Genomic DNA, 25,163 nt, shown 5'->3' on the forward strand with positions numbered 1-25,163 from the left:
AGCATTTGTATGAGCCTCCATGTAATACGAATCATCCGGCGTTAGCTTAAGTGTGTATTTGGAAACTGAGCCATCGGACTCACTGCTAGTAATAGTCCGTTGGCAAACGGAAGGTTCGCCGGCAGCAGTTTATTTCTGACCGCCAGATGTTGCTGTAACTACTCAGGTGCTTCCAGACAGCACATGAGGCCAGACGGGACAGGTGGCGGCCGAAAGCCCTGAGTTAATGTGGGCCCGCGCATTTCTACCTCAATCTCCGGGCAGGTGGCACATGGCAGCGGAGCATTCCAGCACTGAATACCAACCTGCGGCACGCGGACCACGAAGTTCTTGCCTGGCTTTAGGGGCAGCGTAGGCACAGTCGGGGCCGGAGCGGGCCACAGCAGGCGGTGCGCGAAAGTCTGCGGCTGCGTACGGAGTTGGTACCATGGATCACGCAGGGAATGAAGCCCCCACGCCAATGTGAGCAATACCGGCAACCATGCTACGACTCCGCTGCGCGGCCGCGTCGGAGCAAGATTCAACCAGGGCCATAAGCCCGCTATCAGCAGAAATCCAACCCCAAAGCGGTAGTCAGGCGCGGCCCAGAACCAAAAAAAGCCCCCCAGCCAGGCGGTTAGCCAGCCAATTGCCCAGCCTATTTCGGGGCAAGTAAATTTGCGCCAGCGTACTATTGCCGGCACCACCGAACCGGCGGCCAGCAGCATAACGCCCCGCATGAAGTTGCTTTGCGTAAGCCACCAGTGCGGCACCCACTGGCCCAACGTCTGGTGGGGCGGCAAACAGGTAGAATGCGTTGTCCATTGCCCCACGTTGGTAATCATGTATTGCTCTTTTTGAACCGAGGCCAGCGGAATTTTCCAGTCTACATTAATCCAGTCGAGGGCGGCGACGGGATAGATGAGGTAGCCCGATAAGAGGATGCCGCGCACCAGCCAGGGCGTGAGCATACAGAATACGAGCCCCGCTACCAGTAGCCAGTGGCGACGGGCCATGGCGCGTCGGCTGGCCCACAGGCTGTGCAAGGGCAGCAGCAACGCCGGCAGCGCCGAAAGCTTTATCGTAACGGCCAGCAGAATGACCAGCCCAACAAGGACAGTATCAGCGTCGAAGCGTCGGCCGTAGCCTAGCTCCCACTTGCGGGCATAGCGCAGGAAAGCAAAAATCAACAGCAGGGGCAGCACGTAGTCGGGAGTTGGCGACGACAGCCAGATCTGAAAGCTCCAGAGCAGTAGAAAGAACAGCAGCGGCAGCGCCCAGGCCGCGCGCGAGCCGCGCCCCGCTCCTACCGCTGCCCGCACCAATGCTACCAGCAGCATCACATACAAAAAGCCCCCCAGCCCATACATAGGCCCCGCCGGACTGCCATAGCGAAACAAGGACAGCAGCGGAAACCAGCTGGAATTGAAGGCCAGCCGCCCGTGCAGATTGCCCAGGCCCGGCACTGTTGGGTATTCATTCAGCCACTTTAAGGTCTGGAAATGATACAGCCCTGAGTCGAAATTGGCGGGAGCCAACGTGCTTTGATGGAGCAGCCGAATGCCGAGCACGGCCAGTATAGAAAGGCTGGCAAGCAGTAAATAGCGGTTGCGCGGGTGCCTAAACGCTTGCCAGCTTCGTCGGAAATCGGCGGCAATTTCTTTTCGCTGCGTTAGCATCAGCGCCAGAGCACTGCCGGCAATTACCAGTTGAATACTCGAACTGATAGCCCAACTCAGCGAAATGCCCCCCACGATAGGCGCCAGCACACACAAGCCCAGCAAACTGAGCCACTCTAGCGGCAATGTCGCTTCAGTGCCAGCCAAACCCTTGCTCCGCAGCCAACTCCACACAGCCCGGCCCACCGTCGTCGTTACGGCAGCCATTATCAACCAGGATAGCAATAGAGTCAGCATGGGAGGCAAATATGCCAGGATGCGGTGATAAACCAGCAAGTACTCCCAAATCAGATGAATGCGGAATCATTATGGTACTCTGATTCGATTAGTTAGGCTTCCGGCCTGATTTTGGCGCTGGGGGGCTTTTTCACCAACTTCGCCCCGCTCTTTACTTCTCCTTCCATGACTATTCACCGCCTGCCCCTCCTTCGTTATCTACCCCTGCTGGCGCTGCTAGCTACGGCTTGCACCGCGCCGCGCACCTTCACCAGCTCGGGCAAGGTTACGCCCCGCGGCGAGTTTCGGGTGGGCGGCAACACGGCCTTCAACGTGGCCACCTCAACCCTCGACCAGGCTGGCTCAACACTGAAGGACGCTGCTTCGGCTGCCGCCCGCAAAGACACCGTGCAGTATAGTGCCGCCGTCGACCGACTACAAGCGGCGGCGCTGGCTTACGTGCTCGACCCAGTGCAGCCCACCGCCGACCTGTACGTGCGCTACGGCGTCACCGACCGTGTAGATGCCGGCTACAAGTACGCTTTCGGCTCGCACGTTTTCGACGCCATGTATCAGTTTATGGGACCAACGGGTACACCAGAAAGCCCTGGTGGCCAGGCGGGTGCCATGTACGGCAGCATCGGACTGCAGTTTGCCACGCAACGCGCCAAGCTGCCTAACCTCCCCTTCCTCGACAACATTGCGGATGTGCTCAGCTTCCGGGCTAACCGCAACGACCTGATTGTGCCGCTGGTTTTCAGCAAATCGTTTGGCCCCGAAGAGGAAATTGGCGCGTTATCGTTTGGCGTGGTGTACACGCACACTTTCGTACGCTATGGCTTCGATTCCAATAAGGTATATCAGATCGGCACCAATAATCTGTTGGCTGGCTTAAGCCAGAAGCAGGATTTTGGCTCCTATGGTGGTTTTATCAATGCCAAAATCGGCTACCGCTACGCCTATATTATTCCGGCCGTGTCGGTGTTTTACCAAAACTACGGCACGTATCAGTTGCTGAATAATCGCTCCACGACCTTGAAGGGAGTAACTATTGTGCCTTCTATCGGCCTGCAATTTCGCATACCTGGCAGCCGCCGCTAACTCCTTAGCGGAGCAGCAATACGCTTCCAGACGCAGCTTCTTTGTCTCTTAAGCCGTAAGCGTACGTAAGCCAGCACCGTATGCTTACGGCTTGCCGTTCCCAACCCGCAATCAAACCAGTCTTGGGGGGCAATTTTTAGCTTAACCAATGAAGCCAATTCGTTCTTCTTTCCTCGCAATGCTGGCCCTTCGCTGTCCGCGCTGCCATCAGGGCCCATTGTTTAAGTACCCCACGTATCGCGTCACCAAGTTCTCCCAAATGCTGGATTCATGTCCGGTTTGCGGACAAGCCTACGAGCCGGAGCCTGGCTTTTACTGGGGGGCAATGTTTGTAAGCTACGGCTTCTCAGTCGCGATTTTTGCGCTCAGCGGCGTGGGTCTCTACTACTTAGCTGGCGACCCAGCGGTGTGGGTGTACGTGCTGACCGTAGCCGTAGCCACGGTACTGACTATGCCGCTGGTATTCCGCTATTCGCGAGCGCTGATGCTGTATTTGTTCGGCTTTGTTCGCTATAACCCACGGTGGGCCGAGCCCGCGGAACAACAGCCTCGCAAGGCATAACGACAGACCAGATAACTCTCTAGAAGTTGGTTATTGCCGGTTATTCTCCAGATAACCTTCGGTGAAGATCTGGTAGCGGTCGAAAATGGAACGCACCGAGCGCTTTAACACCTGTTCGCCTTGCGCGCCGGGGGGTACCGTCACGCCTGAAGCGTAGCCGTTCCAAACGGCGCGGTTGGTTTTATTGTCGATGAGCGTAACCAGCAACGTACCTTCGGTAAGCAGCAGCTTCACTGGCTTGTAGCCCTGCCGCTCCTCTTTCGGAGTCTCGTCGTCCTCTACAATGCCGGTCGTTACCCAGCGCGTGAGGTCTTCCTGGGCATAGCCACGGAAGCGCATGTCGCCTTCAAACACACGAAAATTTACCAGCAGGTCGGCGCGGCTGCGCGCGGGCCGGTAGCCCTGCACCCGCATACGGGTCCGAATAGCCTCGCGCAGCACTTCGCCCAAGCGACTGGTATCGGCGGCTAAGCCTTGGCCGGTAATGAAATCATAGGTCCGATAGCGGCGAAAATTGCCAGTATAGCTATAGTCCGATTCAACTCGGGCCTCACGTGAGGCAAAGCAGCCTGACATGGCTAGAGCCATCAAGCTCAGGAGAAGCGTAAACGATAGTTTCATGGGTGTTAGCTATTGGTGATACCTATACCCAAGATACGAAATGGAATTTGTTTACGGTTTGATAATCAATTGAAAAGGAGCAAAAAAGTTGATAATCGCCACTGATGCGGCTGTTGCTTGCTTTCCAGTTGCTCTATCCGACTTTGAGCCTAAACTGTGGCCTTATCTGTACCCCGCAGCCTGCAAGGCAAACAGCTCGGCATAACGCCCCCCACGGGCCAGCAGCTCCGGGTGCGAACCAATTTCGACGAACTCGCCATTCTCAATAACCAGGATGCGGTCGGCCATACGCACGGTGCTGAAGCGGTGCGAAATAAGCACTGCGGTTTTGCCCTTGGTCAAATCAGCGAAACGCTGGAACACCTCGTGCTCGGCACGGGCATCGAGGGCGGCGGTGGGCTCATCCAGAATCAGGAGCTGGGCATCGCGCATGTAGGCCCGGCCCAACGCAATTTTCTGCCATTCGCCCCCGCTTAGGTCTACGCCGCCAGCAAACCGGCGACCGATAATCTGGTCGTAGCCGCCGGGCAGCTTTTGTACCACCGTATCGGCCAGACTTTGGGCAGCCGCGGCCTGAATCCGGTCCTGATTTCCTTTCTCCTCAATGCGGCCCACCGCCAGGTTCTGACCCGCCGACAGCTGGAAGCGCACAAAATCCTGAAAGATGACGCCGATTTCCTGGCGCAGCTCGGCCGGATCGTACTCGCGCAAATCGTGGCCGTCGAGCAGAATGCGTCCTTCCGTAGGGTCGTAGAGGCGGGCCAGCAGCTTGACCAAGGTCGTTTTGCCGGCCCCGTTTTCGCCCACCAGCGCCAGCTTTTCGCCGGCTTGCAGGGTAAAGCTCAGATTGCGAATGGCCCATTTGCCGGCATTACGGTATTTGAAGCCCACATTTTCAAACTGAAAACCCACCTGAATTGGCCGAGGGAATGGCCGCACAACGTGCGCTTCGTCGCGAATAATGCGCGGCTGAATGCGGAAGAAATCAAAGAAGTCCTGCAGATACAGCGCACCTTCGGCCACGCTGCTAAAGCGGCTCAGAATACCTTCCAGCAAGCCGCGCATCCGGGCAAACGAACCCGCCAAAAATGTAAGTTGACCAATGGAAATTTGCCCCCTGACGGCTTGCGAAATGATATACACATAGGCTGCGTAGTAACCGGCTGCGCCCACTGCCGCGAAAAAAGCCCCCCAGCCCGCCCGCCGTAGCACCAGCGCTTTATTCTGCTGATAAAATTGATCCGACAGTAACTTGAACCGATCAATCAGGAAGCCCGACAAGCCGAAAATCTTAACTTCTTTGGCCGTGTCGTCGCTGGCGCCGGTTTGGCGCAGGTAGTCCAGTTCGCGGCGCTCCGGCGTCCAGCCGTGCACCAGCGAGTAGCTGCGCTCATTGAAGTGCGACTCGCCCAGAAAAGCCGGAATTACGGCCACCAGCAGCAACAGCAGCAGCCACGGATTGAAGGCCACCAGCCCGATGGCCAAAAACGCCATCGTAATAGCGTCCTGGGCCTGGCTGAGCACCTGGGCCATCAGCACGGTGCGCGAAAGCGTTTGGCGGCGCGCGCGTTCGAGTTTATCGTAAAATGTGCTGTCTTCGAACTGGTCCAGATCGAGCTCGGCGGCGTGTTCCATCAGGCGCACGGAGGAGCGGTTGGCGAACAAATCGCCCAGCAGACTATCTAGTAAGGCCACGCCGCGCCCGAGCGTATCCGACAAAATGGCCAATACGAACTCCAGCGCCACCAAGCTCAGCAGCGGCCCTAAGGAAGCGTCAGAATTGCCCCCCGACCGCGCCAAACTCACCACGGAGTCCAGAATAAGCTGGCCCACATACAGCATGGCCACCGGCAAAGCCGCCCGCAACAAGCGCAGACCAATGTTACCAAGCGTGAGGCTGGGGCTGGTTTCCCAAATGAGCTTCAGGAAAGCCGGAATGTTTTTTAGCGCCGAAAACCGCTCGCGCACTGTGAGGGCTGGCTTACCATCGGGGCGGGGGCGTTTAGCGGAAATTTTATCGAAAAGATCAGAGAACCAAGGCATAGGAAATGGCACCGACACACTTCGCGCCGAACTATAGAGACAGCCTTTTTGGCATACATACTTTCAAGGCATAGGCAGCAGCAACTTCCTGGACTTTAAGCAACGCTGAGAAAAGCAGGCGGCCGCTGGGGAGAACGAGCTCAGCCATGGTATATATCTGATAGATTTAATATCTTCCTTAACACGATAACAACTTGATAAATATGAAGGCAGAAGCTAAAATTTTGAAGCAGGAAGAGGGAACTCGGCTCACTGTACTAGGTGATCATCAGTGTATTAAGCTAAGCGGGAAGGATACCAATAATCAGTTTACGCTGATTGAACAATGGAACGACCCCGGGATAGGCGTTCCGAAGCACGTACATGCCAATGAAGACGAGGTGTTTCACGTGCTGGAAGGCACGGTTGAGTTTCAGATAGAGGATACGGTTCAAACCCTGAAGGCCGGCGAGCTGACGTACGTGCCGCGCGGTGTGGCGCACCGCTTCACGGTAGTTGGCGATACAAAAGCCAAGGTTCATTTATCCATCTTCCCGGCTGGAATAGAGCGCATGTTTGAGGAATTGAATCAACTTCCGGCCGGCCCGCCAGATTTTGCCGCCGTGACGGCAATCTGCGCGAAGCATGGCGTGACGATTCTACCTTAAAGCTCGGCTACTGAAGCTGTCTAAGTAAGTAAAAGCGATATTGTAGAGCTTTGCAGCTCTGCTTGCCCGTGGGGGCAAAAACTTAAACCAACTGGCGTTAGCAGGCGTACCTTTGCCCCTATGCGCTTCTTCAAGAACAGTATTTACTCGGCTGGCTTTTGGCTGATGTGCCTGAGTTCATTCCTGTTTTTTATCAGCTTCAATATGCTCCTGCCGGAGCTACCCGATTATCTCACGCGGCTGGGCGGGGCCGACTACAAAGGCTTTATTATCGCGCTTTTCACGCTTACGGCGGGCATTTCGCGGCCGTTCAGCGGCAAGCTGGCCGACACCGTGGGGCGCATTCCGGTGATGGTGTTTGGGTCGCTGGTGTGCTTTCTGTGCGGGTTCTTTTATCCCTGGGTCACCACGGTTGCGGGGTTTCTGCTACTGCGTTTGCTGCACGGGTTCAGCACAGGCTTCAAGCCCACGGGCACAGCCGCGTTTATTGCGGATATCATTCCGCTGCAGCGGCGGGGCGAGGCGATGGGCCTTCTGGGCGTGGCGGGCAGTTTGGGCATGGCGGCGGGGCCAGTGGTTGGCAGCCTGATTACCAACCAGTTTTCGCTCGAAACCATGTTCTATTGCTCGTCGGGGGCGGCGCTGCTATCGTTGGCGGTGCAGGGCACCATGACCGAAACCTTACCCCAAGCCCAGCGCGAGCGGTTTAGCTGGCGTCTGCTGCGTCTGGAGTGGAATGAGGTACTGGAGCCTCAGGTGCGGGCGCCCGCCATTGTTACGCTGCTGTGCCTGTTTCCTTTCGGCATTGTGCTCACCGTTATTCCCGACCAAAGTCAGCTGCTGGGTATTGCTAACAAAGGGCTGTTTTTTACTTTTTTCACTACCGCCTCCTTGCTGGTTCGTCTGGTAGCGGGCCGCGCCTCCGACACTTACGGCCGCGTACCGATTCTGCGGGCGTCGGCGGCGCTGCTGGCTTTCTCCATGATCCTGCTGATTGTGGCCAACTCAGTACCCATATTCTTGGCCGCCGCCGTGATCTTTGGATTGGCAGCCGGTCTTAATTCCCCCACGCTCTATGCCTGGACCATCGACCTGAGCCACGAGCAGCGGCGCGGGCGGGCTGTGGCTACCATGTACATCGCGCTGGAGGCCGGCATTGGGTTGGGCGCGCTTCTTTCTGGCTGGCTGTACGGCAATATTGCCAGCCATTTGCCTTACGTACACGCGCTTGGAGCCATTGCTACGCTTGCCGCCTTGGCTTATTTGCTATGGGGTGTGCGGGCGGAGGAGCGCGTGCGCGCCACTGCTTAATGTAGGTACAAATCTATATAGCAGAAAAACTTGGAAGAGATGCGCCAATCTTGCACTTTTGGTTGCCGGATTACCGGCCTCTTTCCTACACGGTGATTTTGGCTTATTTTAAGGAGCTATGCATGAAGGAGCTTAGACTATTCTTATCTCCTTTATCGTTTCCTTATGCCTTCGCCGATAGGCCGCTCCTTAGCTCTGGCTATGTTACTTCTTGCTGGGGGGCATTTTTGCCGGGCCCAGCAAGCTCCCATCCAGTTTGGCGATGTAAAGTCCGCTGATTTTGCCCCCCAGGCTAAAGCCGATACCACGGCTGCCGCCGAAATTCTCTGCGACTTCGGCCAGTCGAAGATCAAGGGTGGTGATGAAGGGTTTGAGCTGGTATTCGAGCGCACTACCCGCTTGCGGATTCATCGCAAAGCTGGCTACGCCTGGGCTACGGTGCAAGTGCCGCTGTACCACAAAGACGGGCGCAAGGAAGAACTCAATGGTCTGAAAGGCTTTACCTACAACCTGGTGAATGGCCAGGTAGTGAAGGAAAAGCTGAACAAGGATGCCATATTCGAAGAAAAGATAGACGCGAACCATCTTCGCCGTTCTTTCACCTTGCCCAATGTGCGCGAAGGGTCGATTATAGAATACACGTATACCATCAAATCGGACTTCCTGTTCAACCTCCAGGACTGGCAGTTTCAGTACACGATTCCGGTGCGCTGGAGTGAGTACCGAACTTTAGTACCACAGTTTTTCATCTACAAATCTACTGTTCACAGCTATTTGCCATTTGCAGTAAAGGAAAGCCAGGCTGTGGCCTACGCCACCAGCATTCGCATGGCCAAGAAAGACTCTTATGGCTACCAGGTGGCAAATAGCGCCACCAATACCATGCAGATCAGCGCGCAGGCGCTGAGCTCACGTTGGGTAATGAAGGACGTAGCGGCTTTCCGCGACGAGCCCTACATGACAACAGCGCGGGACTACATCAGCAGCCTGGATTTTGAATTGGATGGTATTCAATACCCTGAGCAGAAATACCAGCAGATAACCAGCACTTGGGAGAAGATAGCCTCTGAGCTGCTGAATGACGAGCAATTTGGCTTAGGGCTGAGCAAGAATACGCCGCTCACGAACCCTGCAACAGCCCTAGTCGCGCAATATCCCGATCCCACGGAGCGCTTGAATGCGGCTGTGGCGCTGGTGCAGCGGACGGTGCGTTACAACGGACAAAACCGTTTGTACACTACCGCACCCCTGAAGCGCATATGCGAGCAAGGCGCCGGGAATGCGGCTGAGCTAAATCTGCTGCTCATCAACACGCTGCGCGCGGCTGGGTTCACAGCAGAGCCGCTGCTGATCAGCACCCGCAGTCACGGCCGCATTCAGACTGATTTGCCCGTACTCAGTCAGTTCAACTATGTGGCGGCCCTCGTTACCATGCCCAATAAGCAGGAGGTGCTAGTGGATGCTACCGATCCTCTGACTACCGCTGGCCTCTTGCCCGAGCGCTGCCTTAATGGACAAGGTCGGCTTATAGATAAAACGGGCGGACGCTGGGTGTCATTGGTGCCAGCCCAGCGATATATGCGCTATACCACGGCGCAGTTGGCGCTGGATGAACAGGGCGCGCTGGGGGGCAAAATTAAGCTGGAGCACACAGGCTATGCCGGCCTAGAGGCCCGCGAGCAGCTGGCCGGCAGCACCGAACAACAGTTTATCAAGAATCTGCAGCAGCGCTGGCCCGAGTGGACGCTTACAGGCCCAATATTTAATAACGTTGCCGCCTCGCAGCAACCGTTTAGCGTAGAGGTTGGCGTAAAAATTCCGGGCGGAGAGGCAGCAGCTACTACGCTGTACGTACAGCCGTTGCGCCACCTGGGCGAAGCTCAGAACCCGTTCCGTCTGGAAGACCGGCAGTTTCCGGTTGATTTTGGAATGCCCCACGAGCATAGCCAAACGATAGTACTGACTTTACCGGACAGCTATGAAGTGCAGGAATTGCCCGCCAACCTACTGCTGACTCTGCCCAACGACGGGGGGCGTTTTCAATTCAATATCACGCCGCAGCAGAATACCCTGCACATCATCAGCCGCCTTCAGTTGCGCAAAGCCGAGTATTCAGCCCAGGAATACGCCTCCCTGCGCGAGCTGTATAGTCGGGTGGTAGCTAAGCATGCTGAGGCAATTGTGGTAAAGCATAAGTAACTAAGCATTTATATTATACAGCCCTTAATCAACGGTTGAGCTTATTGCATTTTTTGATGACCCGAGTCAAGAAAAAGCATTCAATTCTCTAGTTGTAAAATTTGACTTTGCCCAGTATTCTCCCGAAGCATTTTCTCCTGAATAATCTTAATCTAACTCAATAGCAATACTTTATGCCGAAAACATTACTCCATCGTAGCGCTCTAACTTTATTGCTACTGACGGGCGCATCCCAACTTCCCGCTCTTGGCCAAGCCGATCCGATCAAGTTTGGTAAACCAGACTTGGCTGACTTTGACGCCAAAAATTTTGTGGCCGATAGTGCTGCTGAGGCCGTCGTGCTCTGCGACTTCGGCCGCACGCGCTTCGAAACCGGCAGCGGCGACTTTAAGCTAATATTTGAGCGCGTAACCCGTATCAAAATCCTAAAAAAATCGGGGTACGACTGGGCCACGGTGAAGGTGCCTTTGTATAAAAAGGGAGCCAACGAGGAAAAGATTTCGGCGTTGCGCGGCTTCACTTATAACATGGTGAACGGGCAAGTGGTGAAGGAGAAAATGGCCTCCGACGCTACGTTCATGGAGCAGCAGACTACCAATAACTTCATTCGCAAGTTTACGCTGCCCAACGTGCGGGAGGGCTCTGTAATCGAGTACACCTACACCGTCAACTCCGATTTTCTGTTCAACTTCCAGGACTGGCAGTTTCAGTATTACATCCCCGTACGCTGGAGCGAGTACCGGGCTGCTATTCCGGAATATTTCGATTATAAGCAGCTATTTCAGGGCTATGAGCCTTTGGCTGTGCAGGAGCGCAACGAGGGCATAACGCAGTTCACCTTTAGTCAGGGTGGCTCTTTCAATAATGACGGAGGAAGTGGTATGCGGGCAGGTAGCGGACGTACTGGCCCTAGCTCCACCACTGTTACGCCTCGGGTTACCAATTACCGTTGGGCAATGAAGCAGGTTCCCGGCTTTCGCGATGAGCCTTTTATGACCACTTCCAAGGACTACGTTGCCCGCGTAAATTTTGAGTTGGCTGGGGTACAATGGCCAGGGCAAGCCTACGAAAGTGTGGCCGGTTCCTGGCAAAAAATTGACGATGAACTGCTTAATCACGAAAGCCTGGGGTCTCAACTCAAGCGCGGCGGGTTTCTGAAAGCGGAGTTGGCGGCCATCACGGCCCAGCACCCCGACCCGGCGGCCCGTGCGGCGGCGGTACACGCAATGGTGCGCAAAGCCGTGAAGCACAACGGCACCGACTGGGTGCTCAGCACTGGCTCACTCAAGCACACCTACGACCAGCACACAGGCAATTCGGCCGACGTGAATCTGCTGCTCATTGCGGCTTTGCGCGATGCTGGCCTGGAGGCAAACCCCGTTGTGCTCAGCACCCGTAGCCACGGCCGCCTGACGGAAACGCTGCCTTTGATGTCGAGCTTCAACTACGTGGTAGCCCATGTAGCCTTGCCCGGCAACCAGGAGCTGCTGGCCGACGCGACGGATGCCTTACTCCCTTTTGGAATGCTCCCGACGCGCTGCCTAAGCGGTACAGGTCGCCTACTGATGCCCGGCGCTGGCAAGTCGCGCTGGGTCAGTCTGACGCCCACGCAACGCTACGTAAACTATCATCAGGTGCATCTCACGATGGATGACCGTGGAGGCATGAAGGGCAAAGTACACCAGGAAAATGGTGGCTATGCGGCTTTGGACCAACGCGAAAACCTGGTAAAAAAGGGCGAGAAGAAGTTTATTGAAGACATGGCCAAAACGCACGAAGGCTGGAGCATTCCTACTTATGCCTTTAAAGAGCGCGAGACTTTGCACAAGCCTCTAATACTTGATTACGAGTTTGCCGCCCCCGGCGCTGATGCCCCTGCTCCTACCCTTTATCTGAACCTGCTTCGGCATTTCAGTGCGAAGCGCAATCCTTTCGTGCACGAAGAGCGTCGCTTCCCGGTCGATTTCGCGGCTCCTTTTGACGAAACAGTACAGCTAAACATCAGCCTACCAGCCGGCTATGAGCCAGAGGAAATGCCCAAGCCAGCGGCTGTAAAGCTCCCCGAAGATGGCGGCGTATTCACCTATCAGGTGGCTGCCTCTCCGGGCACTATCCAGATTATGAGCCGCATGACGCTGCGGCGGGCTGTGTACTCGGCAGAGGAATACTCTTATCTGCGCGAATTTTATAGCCGCATGCTAGCCAAGCACGCCGAGCAGATTGTGTTGAAGAAGAAATCATGAGCTACTTTCTACACATCCTGCGCCGGGCAGGCCTCGGTTTTGCGTTGAGCGGTTTGGTTGCCTCTTCGGCTATGGCCGGAGGGCAGCCCCCGAAATATGCGCTGTCAGATTTGCCCCCCAACTTGCTCGAAAATGCTCACGCCGTGGTACGCGAGTATGAGGAAACCCTGCTGGTAAAGTCGGTAGGGCGCACGGTGCAGACGGTGCGCCGGGCGGCTACCATCCTCGACGACAACGGTAAGCATTGGGCTGGCGAGCTGGTATCATATGATCAGCTAAACACGGTGAATTACCTGCGGGGCGCGGTGTATGATGCAAACGGCCGCCTCATTCGGCAACTGAAAGCTTCGGATGTAAAAGATTACAGCCTCGCCGATGGCTTTAGCTTGGCTACTGATACTCGTGGCCGACTAGCGGATTTGCGCCAAGCCAGTTATCCGTACACGGTTGAGTTTGAATACGAAGTTACTTCGGACAATCCGCTGTTTTATTCTTCCTGGCACCCGCAGGCCGGTGAGCACGTAGCGGTGGAGCACGCTTCATTTCGGGTAATAACGCCGGCTGATTTGCCCTTACGCTATCAGGAGCGCCACTTGCCCGGCAACTCGGCTGTTGCCCGCAGCAAGCAGGGTGCGCTGGATGTATACCAGTGGCAAATAGCCAATTTGGTGGCGCTGGAACAGGAGCCAGCTGGTCCGCCCCTCGAAGAACTGATGCCCGCCGTCCTGACGGCCCCCACCGCCTTTGAGGTGCAGGGTCATCGGGGCGCACTCACTTCCTGGCAGACGCTGGGCCAGTGGAATTACGATCTGAACGCGGGCCGCGATATGCTGCCCGCCGATGTTAAAGCGCGCATCGCGGCGCTGGTGAAGGATATCCCCGACGAGCGGGCGCGTATCCGGAAGGTGTATGAGTATTTGCAGGCCAATACGCGCTATATTTCTATTCAACTAGGATTAGGGGGTTGGCAGACGTTTCCGGCCAGCGCCGTGAGTGCAACCGGCTACGGCGACTGCAAGGCCCTGACGAACTATTGTATGGCTCTGCTCAAGGCCGCCGACATAACGGCCTACTGCGCCCTAGTCCGCGCCGATGAAGCGGATATTCGGACGGAGTTTCCGAGCAATCAGTTCAACCACGTTGTGCTGTGCGTACCGCTCAAAGCGGCTAAGGCAGATACAGTGTGGCTGGAATGCACGAGCCAGAACGAAGCATTCGGATATATGGGCAGCTTTACCGGCAACCGTCATGCATTGCTGCTGACGCCCACGGGGGGCAAAATTGTGCGCACGCCTCGTTATGGCGCCATTGAAAACCGACGCGAGCGGCGTGCTGACCTCTACCTGGATGCCCAAGGTACGGCCACGGTCAGCGTTCGGACGGTGCGCACGGGGCAGGAACAAGATGCCCAGAGCCAGCTGCTTCACGGCTTCTCCCCTGCCGATCAGAAAAAGCGAGTTGCTGAGTCGTTGCCTTTGCCCAACTTCAGCATCACGAAGTTTAACCTCGTCACTGACCGACGCACAGCATTGCCGGCTGTAGTAGAAACGCTCGGTCTTACTTTACCCAATTTTGCCCCCCCGAGCGGTAAGCGTGCCTTTCTGACGCCCAACCTACTCAGCCGCCTACCGGCCCTGGCAGCGCCCGTGGGTGAGCGCCGTGCCGATATCTGGCTCGATCACGCCTTTTCGCACGCCGATACAGTGCGCATTCACGTGCCAGCCGGCTTCCAGGCAGAAACTTTGCCAACTCCGGTGCAGCTTACAACCGCCTTCGGAACATATTCCAGCCAAATTCAAACCTTACCCGACGGCACCCTGCAATACGTGCGGCGTTTGCACATGCCGCGCACTCGCTTTCCCCACACCGACTATCCGGCCTACGTCGAGTTTCGTCGCAAAATCAACGCCGCTGATAAGGCGCAGCTGGTGTTGTTGAAGAATGACGCGTAAAAGACTTTGTATTAGAGAAAAGCCGGCCTCAAGCCGGCTTTTTTTATGCCTGGGGGGCAAATTATGCGCTAGATACTATGGCCAGAAGCCTATGATTCGCGTTCCGTAAAGCGGCACTTAAAGTACGCCCGCTACTCATGGAATATCTTTCGTAAATGACAGCGTAACTTGTTTGCCGATAATTGCTTCCGGATACGATATGCCCTCAACATTTCCCTGGGCTGGCCGCCCTGCGGGGCGCTGGCTGCTTTTATTTTTGCTGTTATGTACGGTTGCGGCAGTTGCGCAGGCGCCTAAAACTACATGGGTAGATGCTGCACCAACCTCTGGCGCTACTCGGGTTTCGGTTTCCGGGCTAACGCAATTTCGAGCCGTTCGCTTCCAAACGTTGGCCATGCGCGCGGCGCTGCAAGCTGCTTCGGTTCCTCGTAAAGGCGCGAAGGCCAGTCAAGGCATAGTGCTTTCACTTCCTCTACCAGATGGCTCCAGCCAGCGCTTTCAAGTAACAGAAACTGCTGTGCTGCCCCCTCGGCTGGCCGCTCTTTATCCGCGCATCAAAACGTACTCCGCCCAAAGCCTGGACGACCCGAAGACTACGGCCCAACTCGACCTTACTCCGGCTGGATTTCACGCACAGATACTGATGGGTGCGACTACTGTTTACATTGACCCTGCTGCGCCGGGTGACACCGTAAACCATCGGGTGTTTTATCGGTCGGCTATGCGCCGTGGCGGGGAGGCCTGTCTTACCACCGATGTGAAGCGAAAATTGCCCCCCACAAATCAGCTTCGGGCCAATGGCGCACAGCTTCGAACCTACCGCCTGGCCGTGGCTTGTACGGGCGAATATGCGATTACCAAGGGCGGAACGAAGGCTGATGCTCTGGCCGGCATTGTAACGACTATAAACCGGGTGAACGGAATTTATGAGCAGGAGCTGGCCATTCAGCTGCAACTGGTGCCGACCAACGATGCCCTGATTTTCCTCGATCCGGCCACCGACCCTTATACGAACACCAACGCATCGGATTTGCTCACCGAGAACCAGCGCACTACGGATGCGTTGATTGGCTCAGCTAACTACGACCTGGGGCATGTATTTGGTACGCGAGTTGGCGGTTTGGCTTACGTAGGGACGGTATGCGATGCCTCCTTTAAAGCGGGCGGCACCACGGGTCAGGCCGACCCCAGCGGCGATGCTTTTGCTGTAGACTTTGTGGCGCATGAGCTAGGCCACCAGTTTGGGGCTGACCACACTTTCAACGGCACGACCGGGTTTTGCACCAGCAGCCGCGCGGCCAGCTGGGCGTATGAGCCGGGCAGCGGGGGCTCAATTATGAGTTATGCGGGCCTTTGCGCGCCCCAGAATATCCAGCCGAGCAGCTTTCCTTATTTTCACTCCCGCAGCCGTGATCAGATTCTCGATTATGTTACGGCGTTCGGTACCTGCGCCCAAGCAACGGGCAGCGGCAATCAGCCACCGGTAGTAGATGCGGGGGGCAATTTTCGCATTCCAGCCCGCACACCTTTTACTCTTTCTGGCAAAAGCTCTGACCCCGACGGTGACGCGGTGTCCTATACCTGGGAGCAGAACGACCTCGGCCCCGCCGGCAACCCAGCTGCTCCGGTCGGCGATGCGCCGTTGTTCCGCTTTTTGCCTCCCAGTGCCTCTGCCAGCCGCACTTTCCCGGACCTCGCTGGTTTGCTTTCGGGTAACGCACTTCCGCCCGGCGAGTTGCTGCCTGCCTACGCCCGACGTCTGCACTTTCGCCTGGTGGCCCGCGACCAGCGCCGGCCGGCCGGGGGCACCGATTACGATACGACCAGCGTAGCTGTGGTAAGCACCGCTGGTCCATTCACGGTCGCCCCCGAGGGCACTGGTTGGCAACCTGGCAACGACCAGCAAGTCAGCTGGGCTGTGGCCGCTACCGATCAGGCTCCTATCAATGCTACCCAGGTAGATATTCTGCTTTCCACAGACGGCGGCCTTACATTTCCCACTACTCTTGCCGCCGCCACTCCTAACGATGGGTGCCAGATTGTAAGGATTCCGGCCGGCCTGAATACCACCACGGCCCGCATTAAAATACAGGCCACGGAAAACATATTTTTTGCGATTTCTCCACAGAATTTCTCCATTCAAGCCCTTAGCGCACCAACCTTTTATTTAACGCCTGCTTGCTTACCGGGGGGCTTTTTGGCGCTCTGCCCAGGCACCTCCACCACGCTGAGCCTCAATGTGGGTCAGACAGGCGGATTTGCGGGTGACGTTGCGCTAAGCGCTGCTGATGTGCCAGCAGGTGTTACAGTCGATTTTGCGCCTAGCCCAGTGGCGGTCGGTGGCACTGCGGCGGTGAGAATAGCAGTGGGCACAGCGGCACTGCCAGGTACTTATTCGCTGTTGCTAAAAGGCACAAGCGGCAGTCTGGTTCAGGAGCAGCGGGTGAGTCTGGTGATAGAGCAGGTCGTAACCCAGGCGCCCCAGCCTACAAGTCCGGATGCTACGCTTCAAACCAGCCAGCGGCCTCGCTTTGGGTGGAATAGTTTGCCTGGTGCTATAGCCTACGAGGTGCAAGTCGCCACTGATGTTAGCTTCCTGAATATCGTAGCTTCTCAAACCAGCCTGTCTGAGCTTGCTTTCACGCCAACGCAGGAGCTAGCGGCCGGGGCCCGGTATTTTTGGCGGGTGCGGGGCCGCAGCGTCTGTGGCGCGGGCCCTTATTCCACACCGATTCTGTTTCAGACCAGCCCTAGCGTGTGCCAAAGCATTGTGGCTACCCGAATACCGGTTTCTATTGCGGCTGGCCCAAATGCGGAAGCGACGGCCGTTATTACGGTGGCCAGCACGGAGCGGGTAAGTAATGTTCGGGTTCGCAACGTGGCTGTTACCGCTCCTAATGCAGACGGTTTGATACTCACTTTAACCAGCCCAAGTGGTCGGGAGGCGACGTTATTGGCGCGGGCCTGCGCTGGTACTTCCAACCTGAATATCAGCTTCGACGACCAAGCTGCCGCGCTGATTTGCCCCCCAGCGTCAGGCTCAACAGTCCGGCCAGTGTCGCCGTTGGCAAACCTGATAAACGACCCGGCCGCCGGCGACTGGACTCTCGCCATTCGCAATCAAAGCACCGGCCAGGCAACTCTGACAGGCTGGACGCTAGAGCTTTGCACCATTCCTACCGTGCTAAGCAGCACAGTAGTCAGCACCGCTTTTGCTAATCTTGAAGTATTTCCGAATCCCAGCGAGGGCGTTTTTGAGGTAAATCTGAACAATGATCAGAGAGGCCCGGTCATGATGCTTGTCACGGATGCCATTGGCCGCACCATTCGCTCCGAGACGCTCCTCAAAATGGCTGACCAGCTCTCCTACCGTCTCGATTTGAGCACTGTTAGCCGGGGCATTTACCACCTACGCCTTACCAGTGCCCAAGGTACCAGCATGAGAAGGTTGGTGAGGAAATAGCGTATTGAGGCAGATTGGCGCGGCTAAAAAGTGTATCGGGCCTGCGCTTTTATATCAGATCGGAGCGAGCCTTCGATTTCTTCCAAACCGGAGCTGATTACTCGCTGGTGGCGGTATTGGGTGGCAGCATAGCGTAGCCAGAAGGTAAGATGACGGGTACATTTGACCTCCGCCAAAGCATAGGTGCGGGTGCCGCGGCCAAAGAGCGCGGGCACCGAAAACGCGTAAAGCACATCCTGCTCAAAGGCATACTGGCGGGTATCGTAGTCGTCGGTATCGAAGAGGGCGTAGCGGGCACTCAGGCGCAGGTAGCGGTTGAGGCGCACGGTAGCATCCTGGACCAGTAAAAAACCCGTGTGCGGAGTGGCGCCGTCTTCGCGGTAATGCGTGCCTTGCAGGCGCGTGCGCAAGCTGATGATGGATGAGGGCGCGGCATCGTAAAAAAGCAGCAAACTTCGGCGCTCGGTGGGTACTGGCTGGGGCACCGGACGTGAGGGCGCAAGGTCGGCGTTCTGGTCTTTGGTGCGAGAGCGAACCTGCACGTAGAGCTGGCTGGTTTTGTTGGGCGCGAATGACAAGCGCAGCAAGTAATCGTGGCCGCGTGAGGGCGCATCAACGCGGTATTTCAACCATGGAAACCAGAATTGATCGTAATAGCCCGTGATTTCCCAGCGCGCCGCCGGTCGCACTTTCAGGCCGATATACACGCCGCTTTCGTTGATGTTGCGTGTGTTTTCGCCGAAGGCCTGCCCGTAAAAGGTGTGAAAGTTTCGGTCGTAACGACGGTACAGGATGGAAGCCTCCACATTGGTAGCCAAGCTGGCCAGCAGGCCGTTTACAGTGCCCAAGCCACCGCTGCTGGAGCGCGCTGTTTCACCGAAAAAGAGCGCATTGCCAAGCACATAGCTATAGTGAACTCCCAGAGCCACATTGGCTTTACCCCGAAACTCAAACTGATTATATGGCTCGGGCCGGCGCTGCAAGGCCATGTCGTAGCGGGTGTCCACCACCGTGGCGCCGGCCGCAAAATTGCCCCCCAGACTCGTATATGTCACGTTGCCGCCAGCTATAGCTTCGTGCAGACGCTTGCGGTTAGTCAGTTCGGTAGCGGTACGGTGCAAGCCGCTGGTGCTGATACCAGATGAAAACGTATCAAACCGGGCCAGAGAATCGGTGGCAAACTGTTGATTTGCGTCCACTTTTTTGGCCGAGAAAAAAGCCGTCGCGCGCACGGTCTTGTGTAAGCTCACCGTTGCCGCTGCTCCGCGAAAAAAGGACGTTTCCAGCACCGAGGAATAGGGCCTGACGCCTAAGCTGCTGCGCCGCAGGGTAGTTATGGTTTCAGCGCCCTTGCCCACCTGCAAGCCCGATGAGAGCAATAAGCCCTGGCCGAATTGCAGCTGATAATCGCCTAAGGCCAATGTTTTGAGCCGGCCTCGCTCCTGCACCACAAAGTGCGCGGAGTAAAAATCGGCCCCTAGCCGTCCCTTGTCAGGTTGCCAAACCAGGGGCTCGCCTGCATCTTTCTCAGCAGTGAAACCCAGGCTGAAGTCGCGCGTGTGGCTGACGCGGTAGCGCAACAAGAGCTTATCGGGCGAGCCGAGGTAGCGGCTGAGCGGCCGGCCGGTGCTGGTGGTATCGGCAGAGGCATAGCCACGCCGAGCCTGCAAACCGCGCTCGTAGCGTAGAAACAAAGCATTATTGTCTTCGTGCAGTATGCGCTGCCAGAGCGGGCCCCGAGCAGCATTCTGGTTTCCAGGCTGTACCGTTACGAAGGGCGCCACCCGATAAATACTACGCGCTTGCTCAAAGCCAGCAATACTTTGCAGCTCATACAAGCTCAGCAGGGGCCCGAGTTGCTGCCGATGATCCAGCAAGGCCGAAATCTGCGTTTCTGAGAGCAACAGCAAGCCCCGCAGCTCCTCGCGGCTGGCTGTATTCAGGTTTAGTGGCGTCTGATAATAAAGCAGCAGCGTTTCATATACATCTTCAAAAGCTACCTCATCGCTCTGTATTTCGGCAAACAGCTCCTGCACCAGCCGGTCCAGATCGGCGGTGGGGCGCACGTAGTCCTGCGCCTGGAGGTTGAGAGGTAAAAGCAAGCACAGGAGCCCGCAGGTGAGCACTATCGCGCGCCACCAGCTCTGCTTGCTGGCTGTTGTGTGCGTAAAGGTTTGGGGGTGTGCGCCATGCAGCATTGGGATATACCGGGGGGCTTTTTTGTAAGCTATTCTCACTTTTTCGCCCACTGCAAGCTCACTCCTACATGCTGACTCAAGCCCAGCGCTGATTGCCAGGCCGCCGCGTAGTCAATCTGAAAGCGGCCGGCTTTAAAGCCTACTCCGGCGGTAGTCTGCTCCACGAGCGAGGCAAACCCTGCCCGAAGCGCCAGCGCCTCCAGCAGCTGATACTCGATACCGGCCTTAAAATCAGCATCCTGCTCCACATCTTTCTCCGTTTCCACGTTCAGCATCAGCTTACTGGTGGGGCGGTATGAGAGGCCGGCTTTGAGCACGGTGGGCACACGCTCATTTTCATAGGCAGCTAAGCGCGCCTGGTTCAGGTTATATAAATATCCCCCGAAAACCAGCCGGTCTGGGATCAGTTCAGCTTGTCCTCCTAGTGAAGCCGCCACCACTCTTTTACTACCTAAACCCTGAATACTGACCTGCAGCATATCCACGCGCCCACCCACGCTGATCTGTCCGCCTCGGTATCCGTAGCCCAAGCCCAGACGCTGTTCAGCGTACAGATTATTGCCAAAACGCTGCGCTTCAAAGCCTATTACACCACGACTGGGGGGCTTTTCTGAGCTTACAGAACCGATCGGCATAGCCGCCACAAGCGCCACCGTATTGAATGCGGAGCTTAAATAGCGGTTTTCAGCATAAAAGCCGACATTGGTTTGACTTACCTGACCGAGTCCGGCCACGTTGTTGCCAACCGCCCAAACATCAGCAGTTGTGACAGACGCGTTGCCCAGCGCCGCTGCCCGCGCCCCACGCACTCCGGGGCCGTTTCCAGCACTTACAGTCGCAATAGTAACGGAAAGAAATAAGGCTACTAACGCTAAGTACCCGTTTAGCATAATAAGGGGATAAGAGGCTAATTCATGCCTCGCACGCCCAAAGCAAATTTCGCGGCAAATCTGTGGCTACGTCTGTTTATTGCAAGCCGAATGTAAAGCCAGTTCATCACGGCCTCATTACGGTCATTCCGCTGGATACTATTTACCCATAAAAAAGCCCCCCAGACGAATCTGGGGGGCTTTTTACATTAAACCAAAATCCTGGACCTACATCTCTGCGGTGGCCTCGGCTTTCTCTTTGTTCTTTTTCTTCTTGATTTTAACCTTACCAGCCGCAGGCGACTTCGTTTTCATTTTTCCGGCTTCACCAGCACCATCTACCTGGCTGGACGTGGCGGCAGCCGTAGCGCCTACGCCCGGATTAGGGCCTTTATTGACCACCGTCATTTCATCAACGAGGTGCTTGGCGCCGCCGAGCTTATCCACGCAGAACAGCACATAGCGGATGTCCACGTTGATGCAGCGCTTCAGATCGGGGTCGTAGGCCAGGTCGCCGGTCATGGCTTCCCAGTTGCCATCAAAGGCCAGCCCGATCAGTTCACCACGGCCGTTGATGACGGGCGAGCCGGAATTGCCCCCCGTAATGTCGTTATCCGTGATAAAGGCTACGGGCAGCTGTCCGTCCTTATTGGCATAAGGCCCGAAGTCTTTGGATTTCAGGAGCGCTACCTGCTTGGCCGGCACCACAAATTCCGGGTTTGTTGGATCTTCTTTCTCCAAAATCCCCTTTCCCGTAGTCTGATAGTCATAGCTCACCGCGTCGCGGCCCTCGTAGGAGCGCACGGTGCCGTAGCTCAGGCGCAGCGTGGAGTTCGCATCGGGCGAGTACACTTTATCGGTGTTCTTGGCCCGCAGACCGGCCACGTACTGGCGATTAGCCCGGCTCATAGTGGCCTGGCTGGCCTGAAGCTGGGGGGCAATTTTCTGCACATAGTTCGTGTACACCGAGTTCATCGTCTTGAACGCCGGATCTGCTTCCAGCTTAGCCAAGGTAGGCGCCGCCAGAAAAGCGTTCAGCTTCGTGGGAGAAGTCAGGAAGGTGTTGCCAAACACGTAGTCAGCGTACTTTTTCATGGAGCCGCCATACTGTTTGGCCACCGTCTGAAACACCTCCGGATGCTGGGCTTTGGGCACGTCGGTGTAATAAAGGCCCATTAAGGCGGCAAACACCTTCTTATCCGTGGTGGCACTGTAATCTTTAAAGAACTCGGCGGCCGGCTCCTTCAAATCGGCTGTAGCTTTCTGAATGGCAGCTTTGTCGGCGTTGGGATCTTTCAGCAACGAATACAAAGGCAGCATCCGAGCCGCAAACGTCATGATTTCAGTGCCAAACGCGGCTTCATTCAGGTACACATTACTGAGGTTGAACTCCCGCAGAGCCGTATAGTTCTGATTGATATCCTGCAACGCACTGCCGTAGAGCTGCTGGCGGGCCGGATCGGCCGCAATCCACTGAGCAAACTGCACCTCTTCAGCCTTCTTCTTGTCCACCGTTTTCAGGCGCTTCATGCCCTCATTCTGCCCGATGAAGTACTTCCAATAGTTGGCAATGCTGGCATATTTGGAGGCGTATTTCAGGCGCAGGGCCGGGTCAGCATCCATGTCTTCTTTCCACAGTTTCAGGCGGGTATCGCGCAGCTTGATGCGGGCTGGGTTGCTTTGGTCGAGGGTTAGCTGAAGGCCGGCGGCGGGCAAAAAGCGCTGTGTGCGGCCCGGAAAGCCGAACACCATGGCGAAGTCGCCTTCACTCACGCCTTGCAGGCTCACGGGCAGGTGCTTTTTGGGCACGTACGGCACATTGTCGGCCACGTAGCCGGTGGTGGGCTTGTTGTCTTTGCTGGCGTACACCCGAAACATGGAGAAGTCGCCGGTGTGGCGGGGCCACATCCAGTTATCGGTGTCGCCGCCAAACTTACCCACCGACTCAGGCGGAGCGCCTACCAACCGCACATCGCCAAAGCGCTGATACACGAACATATAGTACTCATTGCCGGCAAAGAAATCGCGCACGTAGGCTACGTATTGGCCATTCTCTTTGGCTGCGTCGGCCAGCTGCTTCTGCCGCTGCTGTACCAGCGCGGTGCGCTCCTGCTCCGGGGTTTGGGGCGTAATTCCTTCCAGCACCTTGCCCGTTACGTCTTCCATCCGCACCAGAATATCCACGAACAAACCCGGATTGGGCTTTTCCTCGCTTTTATTAGCAGCAAAAAAGCCGTCGGCAAGCAGATTTTTTTCGGGCGTACTGTGGCTCTGAATGGCATCATAGCCGCAGTGATGGTTGGTGAGCAGCAAACCTTGGCTGCTCACAAATTCGCCCGTACAAAAGCCCCCCAGCTGCACCACGGCATCTTTGAGGCTGGCATTATTGATATCATATATTTCTTCGGCCGTCAGTTGCAGGCCTTTCTTCTGCATGTCTGCGTAGTTGAGGCGCTTCACATACATCGGCAGCCACATTCCTTCATCGGCACGAGCGGCTATTGGTAGCAAGAGCGCCAGAAGCAGCGCATTTGCCCATATTTTTTTCAGCATAAGGGGTGGGTAATGGGAATGAAAAAGAGGAATGAGCGTGTAAGAAAAGTGCTTGTGTAAAGCAAAGGTTAAACTTACTCAGGCGAGGCGAGTAGTGGGCAGTTTTTATGAAAGCATTGCCCTATAATTCTCAATCGGTAAACTACATCCGGCTTCTCTACGCACTAAACCAATTCTTCCTTTTGGTTTGTTGCTCAAGAGAATAAACACAAAAAGTAACTTGCCGTTGCTTTTTGCTTAACCTCAGCCATGGCCTACCTGTTTCGGCGCTTTTTTCTTGCTCTAATTTGGGTGTATCGGCACTTTATCTCGCCACTCACCCCAGCCAGTTGCCGATATCAGCCTACCTGCTCGGCCTATGCCGCCGAAGCTATCGGCAAATTTGGCCCTTGGCGAGGTGGCTGGCTGGCGCTGCGCCGTATTGGGCGCTGCCATCCGTGGGGCGGACATGGCTACGACCCCGTACCCTGAGCCGCATCTTGCGTATAGCTGACCACAATCGTTGCTTGTGCCCACTGGGTCAGGCAGCGCTTTTCAGTTTTTTATACTCCCGACCATGCGTTTAATTCCCATAATCACACTGTCAATCAGCGCTTTGCTCAGCTGTGGCTGTTCGCAGGCGCAGTCCGATGAAGCGTCGGGGGGCAAAAAGGGCAAAAAGAATAACAAGAAAGAAAGCCTGGAGAATCGTCTTATTGAGAGCTCAGTGCCTGGCTTGCGCCGCATGGGCTCGCTCAACAAAGCAGTGCCCGAAAGCTCAGGCCTGGCCCGCGCCGACAAATCTGGCACCTTCTACACGCATGGCGACGCCGGCAACTCCCCTATCATTTACAAGATTGACGAGACGGGCAAGCTCCTGACCGAAATGCGGCTTACAGTACCGAACCAAGACTGGGAAAGCCTGGCGCAGGATAACCGCGGCAACATATTCGTGATAGATGCGGGCAACAACAACAACAGCCGCCAGGACCTGGCTATTTACCGCCTCAACCCGGCCAGCCCCAAGCAAATAGGCGCCATCCGCTTCACTTATGCGGATCAGCGCGAATTTCCACCTGCTAAAGATGCGCGTAACTTCGACTGCGAGGCCGCGCTATGGCACAACGGCACGGTTTACCTCTTCACCCGCGACCGCGCCAACCAAACAACAAGCAAGGTTTATGCTGTACCGGATAAGCCCGGTCAGCAGACCGCCCGCCTCCTTACCAGCCTGTCTGTCAGTGGTGAAGTAACTGATGCTGACCTGAGCCCTGATGGCAAGCGTCTGGTGTTAATGGGCAAGGAGGAGTTGTTTTTGTATGAAGGCAACTCGTTTGAGTCTTTGCTTAAATCAACGCCCCGGCGCATCGCATTGACGGGCGCGGGCCAAACGGAAGGCGTGGTTTTCACCGACAACCAAACCTTGGTTATCAGCACAGAAGAAGGCTCTATCTACCAGTACTCGCTGCAAGGTCAGTCGAACTCTGGAGCAAATGTCGGAGCCCAGTAATCTGCATACCTAAGCTCATAAAAAAGCCCCCCAGAGCA

16 protein-coding genes are annotated in these 25,163 nt (G+C 56.1%); 10 read left to right on the forward strand and 6 right to left on the reverse strand.

The features are described 5' to 3' along the window. Window positions 1-158: 158 nt before the first annotated feature. A complete protein-coding gene (locus tag IEW06_RS13040) occupies window positions 159-1,895 on the reverse strand; it encodes an LIC_10190 family membrane protein (RefSeq protein WP_444542857.1) in 1,737 nt (578 codons plus the stop codon). A gap of 165 nt (window positions 1,896-2,060) precedes the next feature. Between IEW06_RS13040 and IEW06_RS13045 the strand changes: the two genes are divergently transcribed. After that, window positions 2,061-2,975 carry a hypothetical protein gene (locus IEW06_RS13045; protein WP_187732911.1) on the forward strand — a complete coding sequence of 305 codons (915 nt, stop codon included), beginning with the start codon at window positions 2,061-2,063 and terminating at the stop codon, window positions 2,973-2,975. Window positions 2,976-3,123: 148 nt separating this feature from the next. Beyond that, a complete protein-coding gene (locus IEW06_RS13050; RefSeq protein ID WP_229743121.1) occupies window positions 3,124-3,537 on the forward strand; it encodes a DUF983 domain-containing protein in 414 nt (137 codons plus the stop codon). A 30-nt stretch (window positions 3,538-3,567) separates the two neighbouring features. On the opposite strand, the gene IEW06_RS13055 is transcribed toward IEW06_RS13050, so the two are convergent. Continuing rightward, window positions 3,568-4,158, reverse strand: coding sequence for a DUF4136 domain-containing protein (locus IEW06_RS13055; RefSeq protein WP_187732912.1), 591 nt, complete (start codon window positions 4,156-4,158; stop codon window positions 3,568-3,570). 162 nt (window positions 4,159-4,320) lie between these two features. Then, complete coding sequence (locus IEW06_RS13060; RefSeq protein WP_187732913.1) at window positions 4,321-6,201, reverse strand: ABC transporter ATP-binding protein; 1,881 nt, start codon at window positions 6,199-6,201, stop codon at window positions 4,321-4,323. A gap of 203 nt (window positions 6,202-6,404) precedes the next feature. On the opposite strand from IEW06_RS13060, the gene IEW06_RS13065 reads away from it, so the two are divergent. From IEW06_RS13065 to IEW06_RS13090, 6 genes are all read left to right on the forward strand, one after another. Then, window positions 6,405-6,848 carry a cupin domain-containing protein gene (locus tag IEW06_RS13065; protein ID WP_187732914.1) on the forward strand — a complete coding sequence of 148 codons (444 nt, stop codon included), beginning with the start codon at window positions 6,405-6,407 and terminating at the stop codon, window positions 6,846-6,848. A gap of 120 nt (window positions 6,849-6,968) precedes the next feature. Beyond that, window positions 6,969-8,159: an MFS transporter gene (locus tag IEW06_RS13070; RefSeq protein ID WP_187310635.1), complete on the forward strand. Its 1,191-nt coding sequence runs from the start codon at window positions 6,969-6,971 to the stop codon at window positions 8,157-8,159. A gap of 201 nt (window positions 8,160-8,360) precedes the next feature. Further along, window positions 8,361-10,358: a DUF3858 domain-containing protein gene (locus tag IEW06_RS13075; protein WP_188548389.1), complete on the forward strand. Its 1,998-nt coding sequence runs from the start codon at window positions 8,361-8,363 to the stop codon at window positions 10,356-10,358. Between the two features lie 173 nt (window positions 10,359-10,531). Continuing rightward, window positions 10,532-12,601 (forward strand): DUF3858 domain-containing protein, encoded by a 2,070-nt coding sequence (locus IEW06_RS13080; protein WP_187732916.1) that lies wholly within the window; start codon window positions 10,532-10,534, stop codon window positions 12,599-12,601. Then, window positions 12,598-14,553 carry a DUF3857 domain-containing protein gene (locus IEW06_RS13085; protein ID WP_187732917.1) on the forward strand — a complete coding sequence of 652 codons (1,956 nt, stop codon included), beginning with the start codon at window positions 12,598-12,600 and terminating at the stop codon, window positions 14,551-14,553. The genes IEW06_RS13080 and IEW06_RS13085 overlap by 4 nt, the downstream gene beginning before the upstream one ends. 457 nt (window positions 14,554-15,010) lie before the next feature. After that, on the forward strand, window positions 15,011-18,016 hold the full coding sequence (locus IEW06_RS13090; RefSeq protein ID WP_188548390.1) for a reprolysin-like metallopeptidase: 3,006 nt from the start codon (window positions 15,011-15,013) through the stop codon (window positions 18,014-18,016). Window positions 18,017-18,039: 23 nt separating this feature from the next. On the opposite strand, the gene IEW06_RS13095 is transcribed toward IEW06_RS13090, so the two are convergent. From IEW06_RS13095 to IEW06_RS13105, 3 genes are all read right to left on the reverse strand, one after another. After that, window positions 18,040-20,118 carry a ComEA family DNA-binding protein gene (locus tag IEW06_RS13095; protein WP_229743122.1) on the reverse strand — a complete coding sequence of 693 codons (2,079 nt, stop codon included), beginning with the start codon at window positions 20,116-20,118 and terminating at the stop codon, window positions 18,040-18,042. 131 nt (window positions 20,119-20,249) lie between these two features. Further along, window positions 20,250-21,104 carry a PorV/PorQ family protein gene (locus tag IEW06_RS13100; RefSeq protein ID WP_188548392.1) on the reverse strand — a complete coding sequence of 285 codons (855 nt, stop codon included), beginning with the start codon at window positions 21,102-21,104 and terminating at the stop codon, window positions 20,250-20,252. A 207-nt stretch (window positions 21,105-21,311) separates the two neighbouring features. Then, window positions 21,312-23,636 (reverse strand): S46 family peptidase, encoded by a 2,325-nt coding sequence (locus IEW06_RS13105; RefSeq protein ID WP_188548393.1) that lies wholly within the window; start codon window positions 23,634-23,636, stop codon window positions 21,312-21,314. Window positions 23,637-23,885: 249 nt separating this feature from the next. Here IEW06_RS13105 and yidD point away from each other — a divergent pair, with 249 nt between their 5' ends. Beyond that, window positions 23,886-24,107, forward strand: a complete 222-nt coding sequence (gene yidD / locus IEW06_RS13110) for a membrane protein insertion efficiency factor YidD (RefSeq protein WP_187310626.1) — start codon at window positions 23,886-23,888, stop codon at window positions 24,105-24,107. A gap of 85 nt (window positions 24,108-24,192) precedes the next feature. Next, window positions 24,193-25,125, forward strand: a complete 933-nt coding sequence (locus IEW06_RS13115; protein WP_187732923.1) for a hypothetical protein — start codon at window positions 24,193-24,195, stop codon at window positions 25,123-25,125. Window positions 25,126-25,163: the final 38 nt, after the last annotated feature.

Source organism: Hymenobacter qilianensis, from assembly GCF_014638675.1.
GTDB lineage: Bacteria > Bacteroidota > Bacteroidia > Cytophagales > Hymenobacteraceae > Hymenobacter > Hymenobacter qilianensis.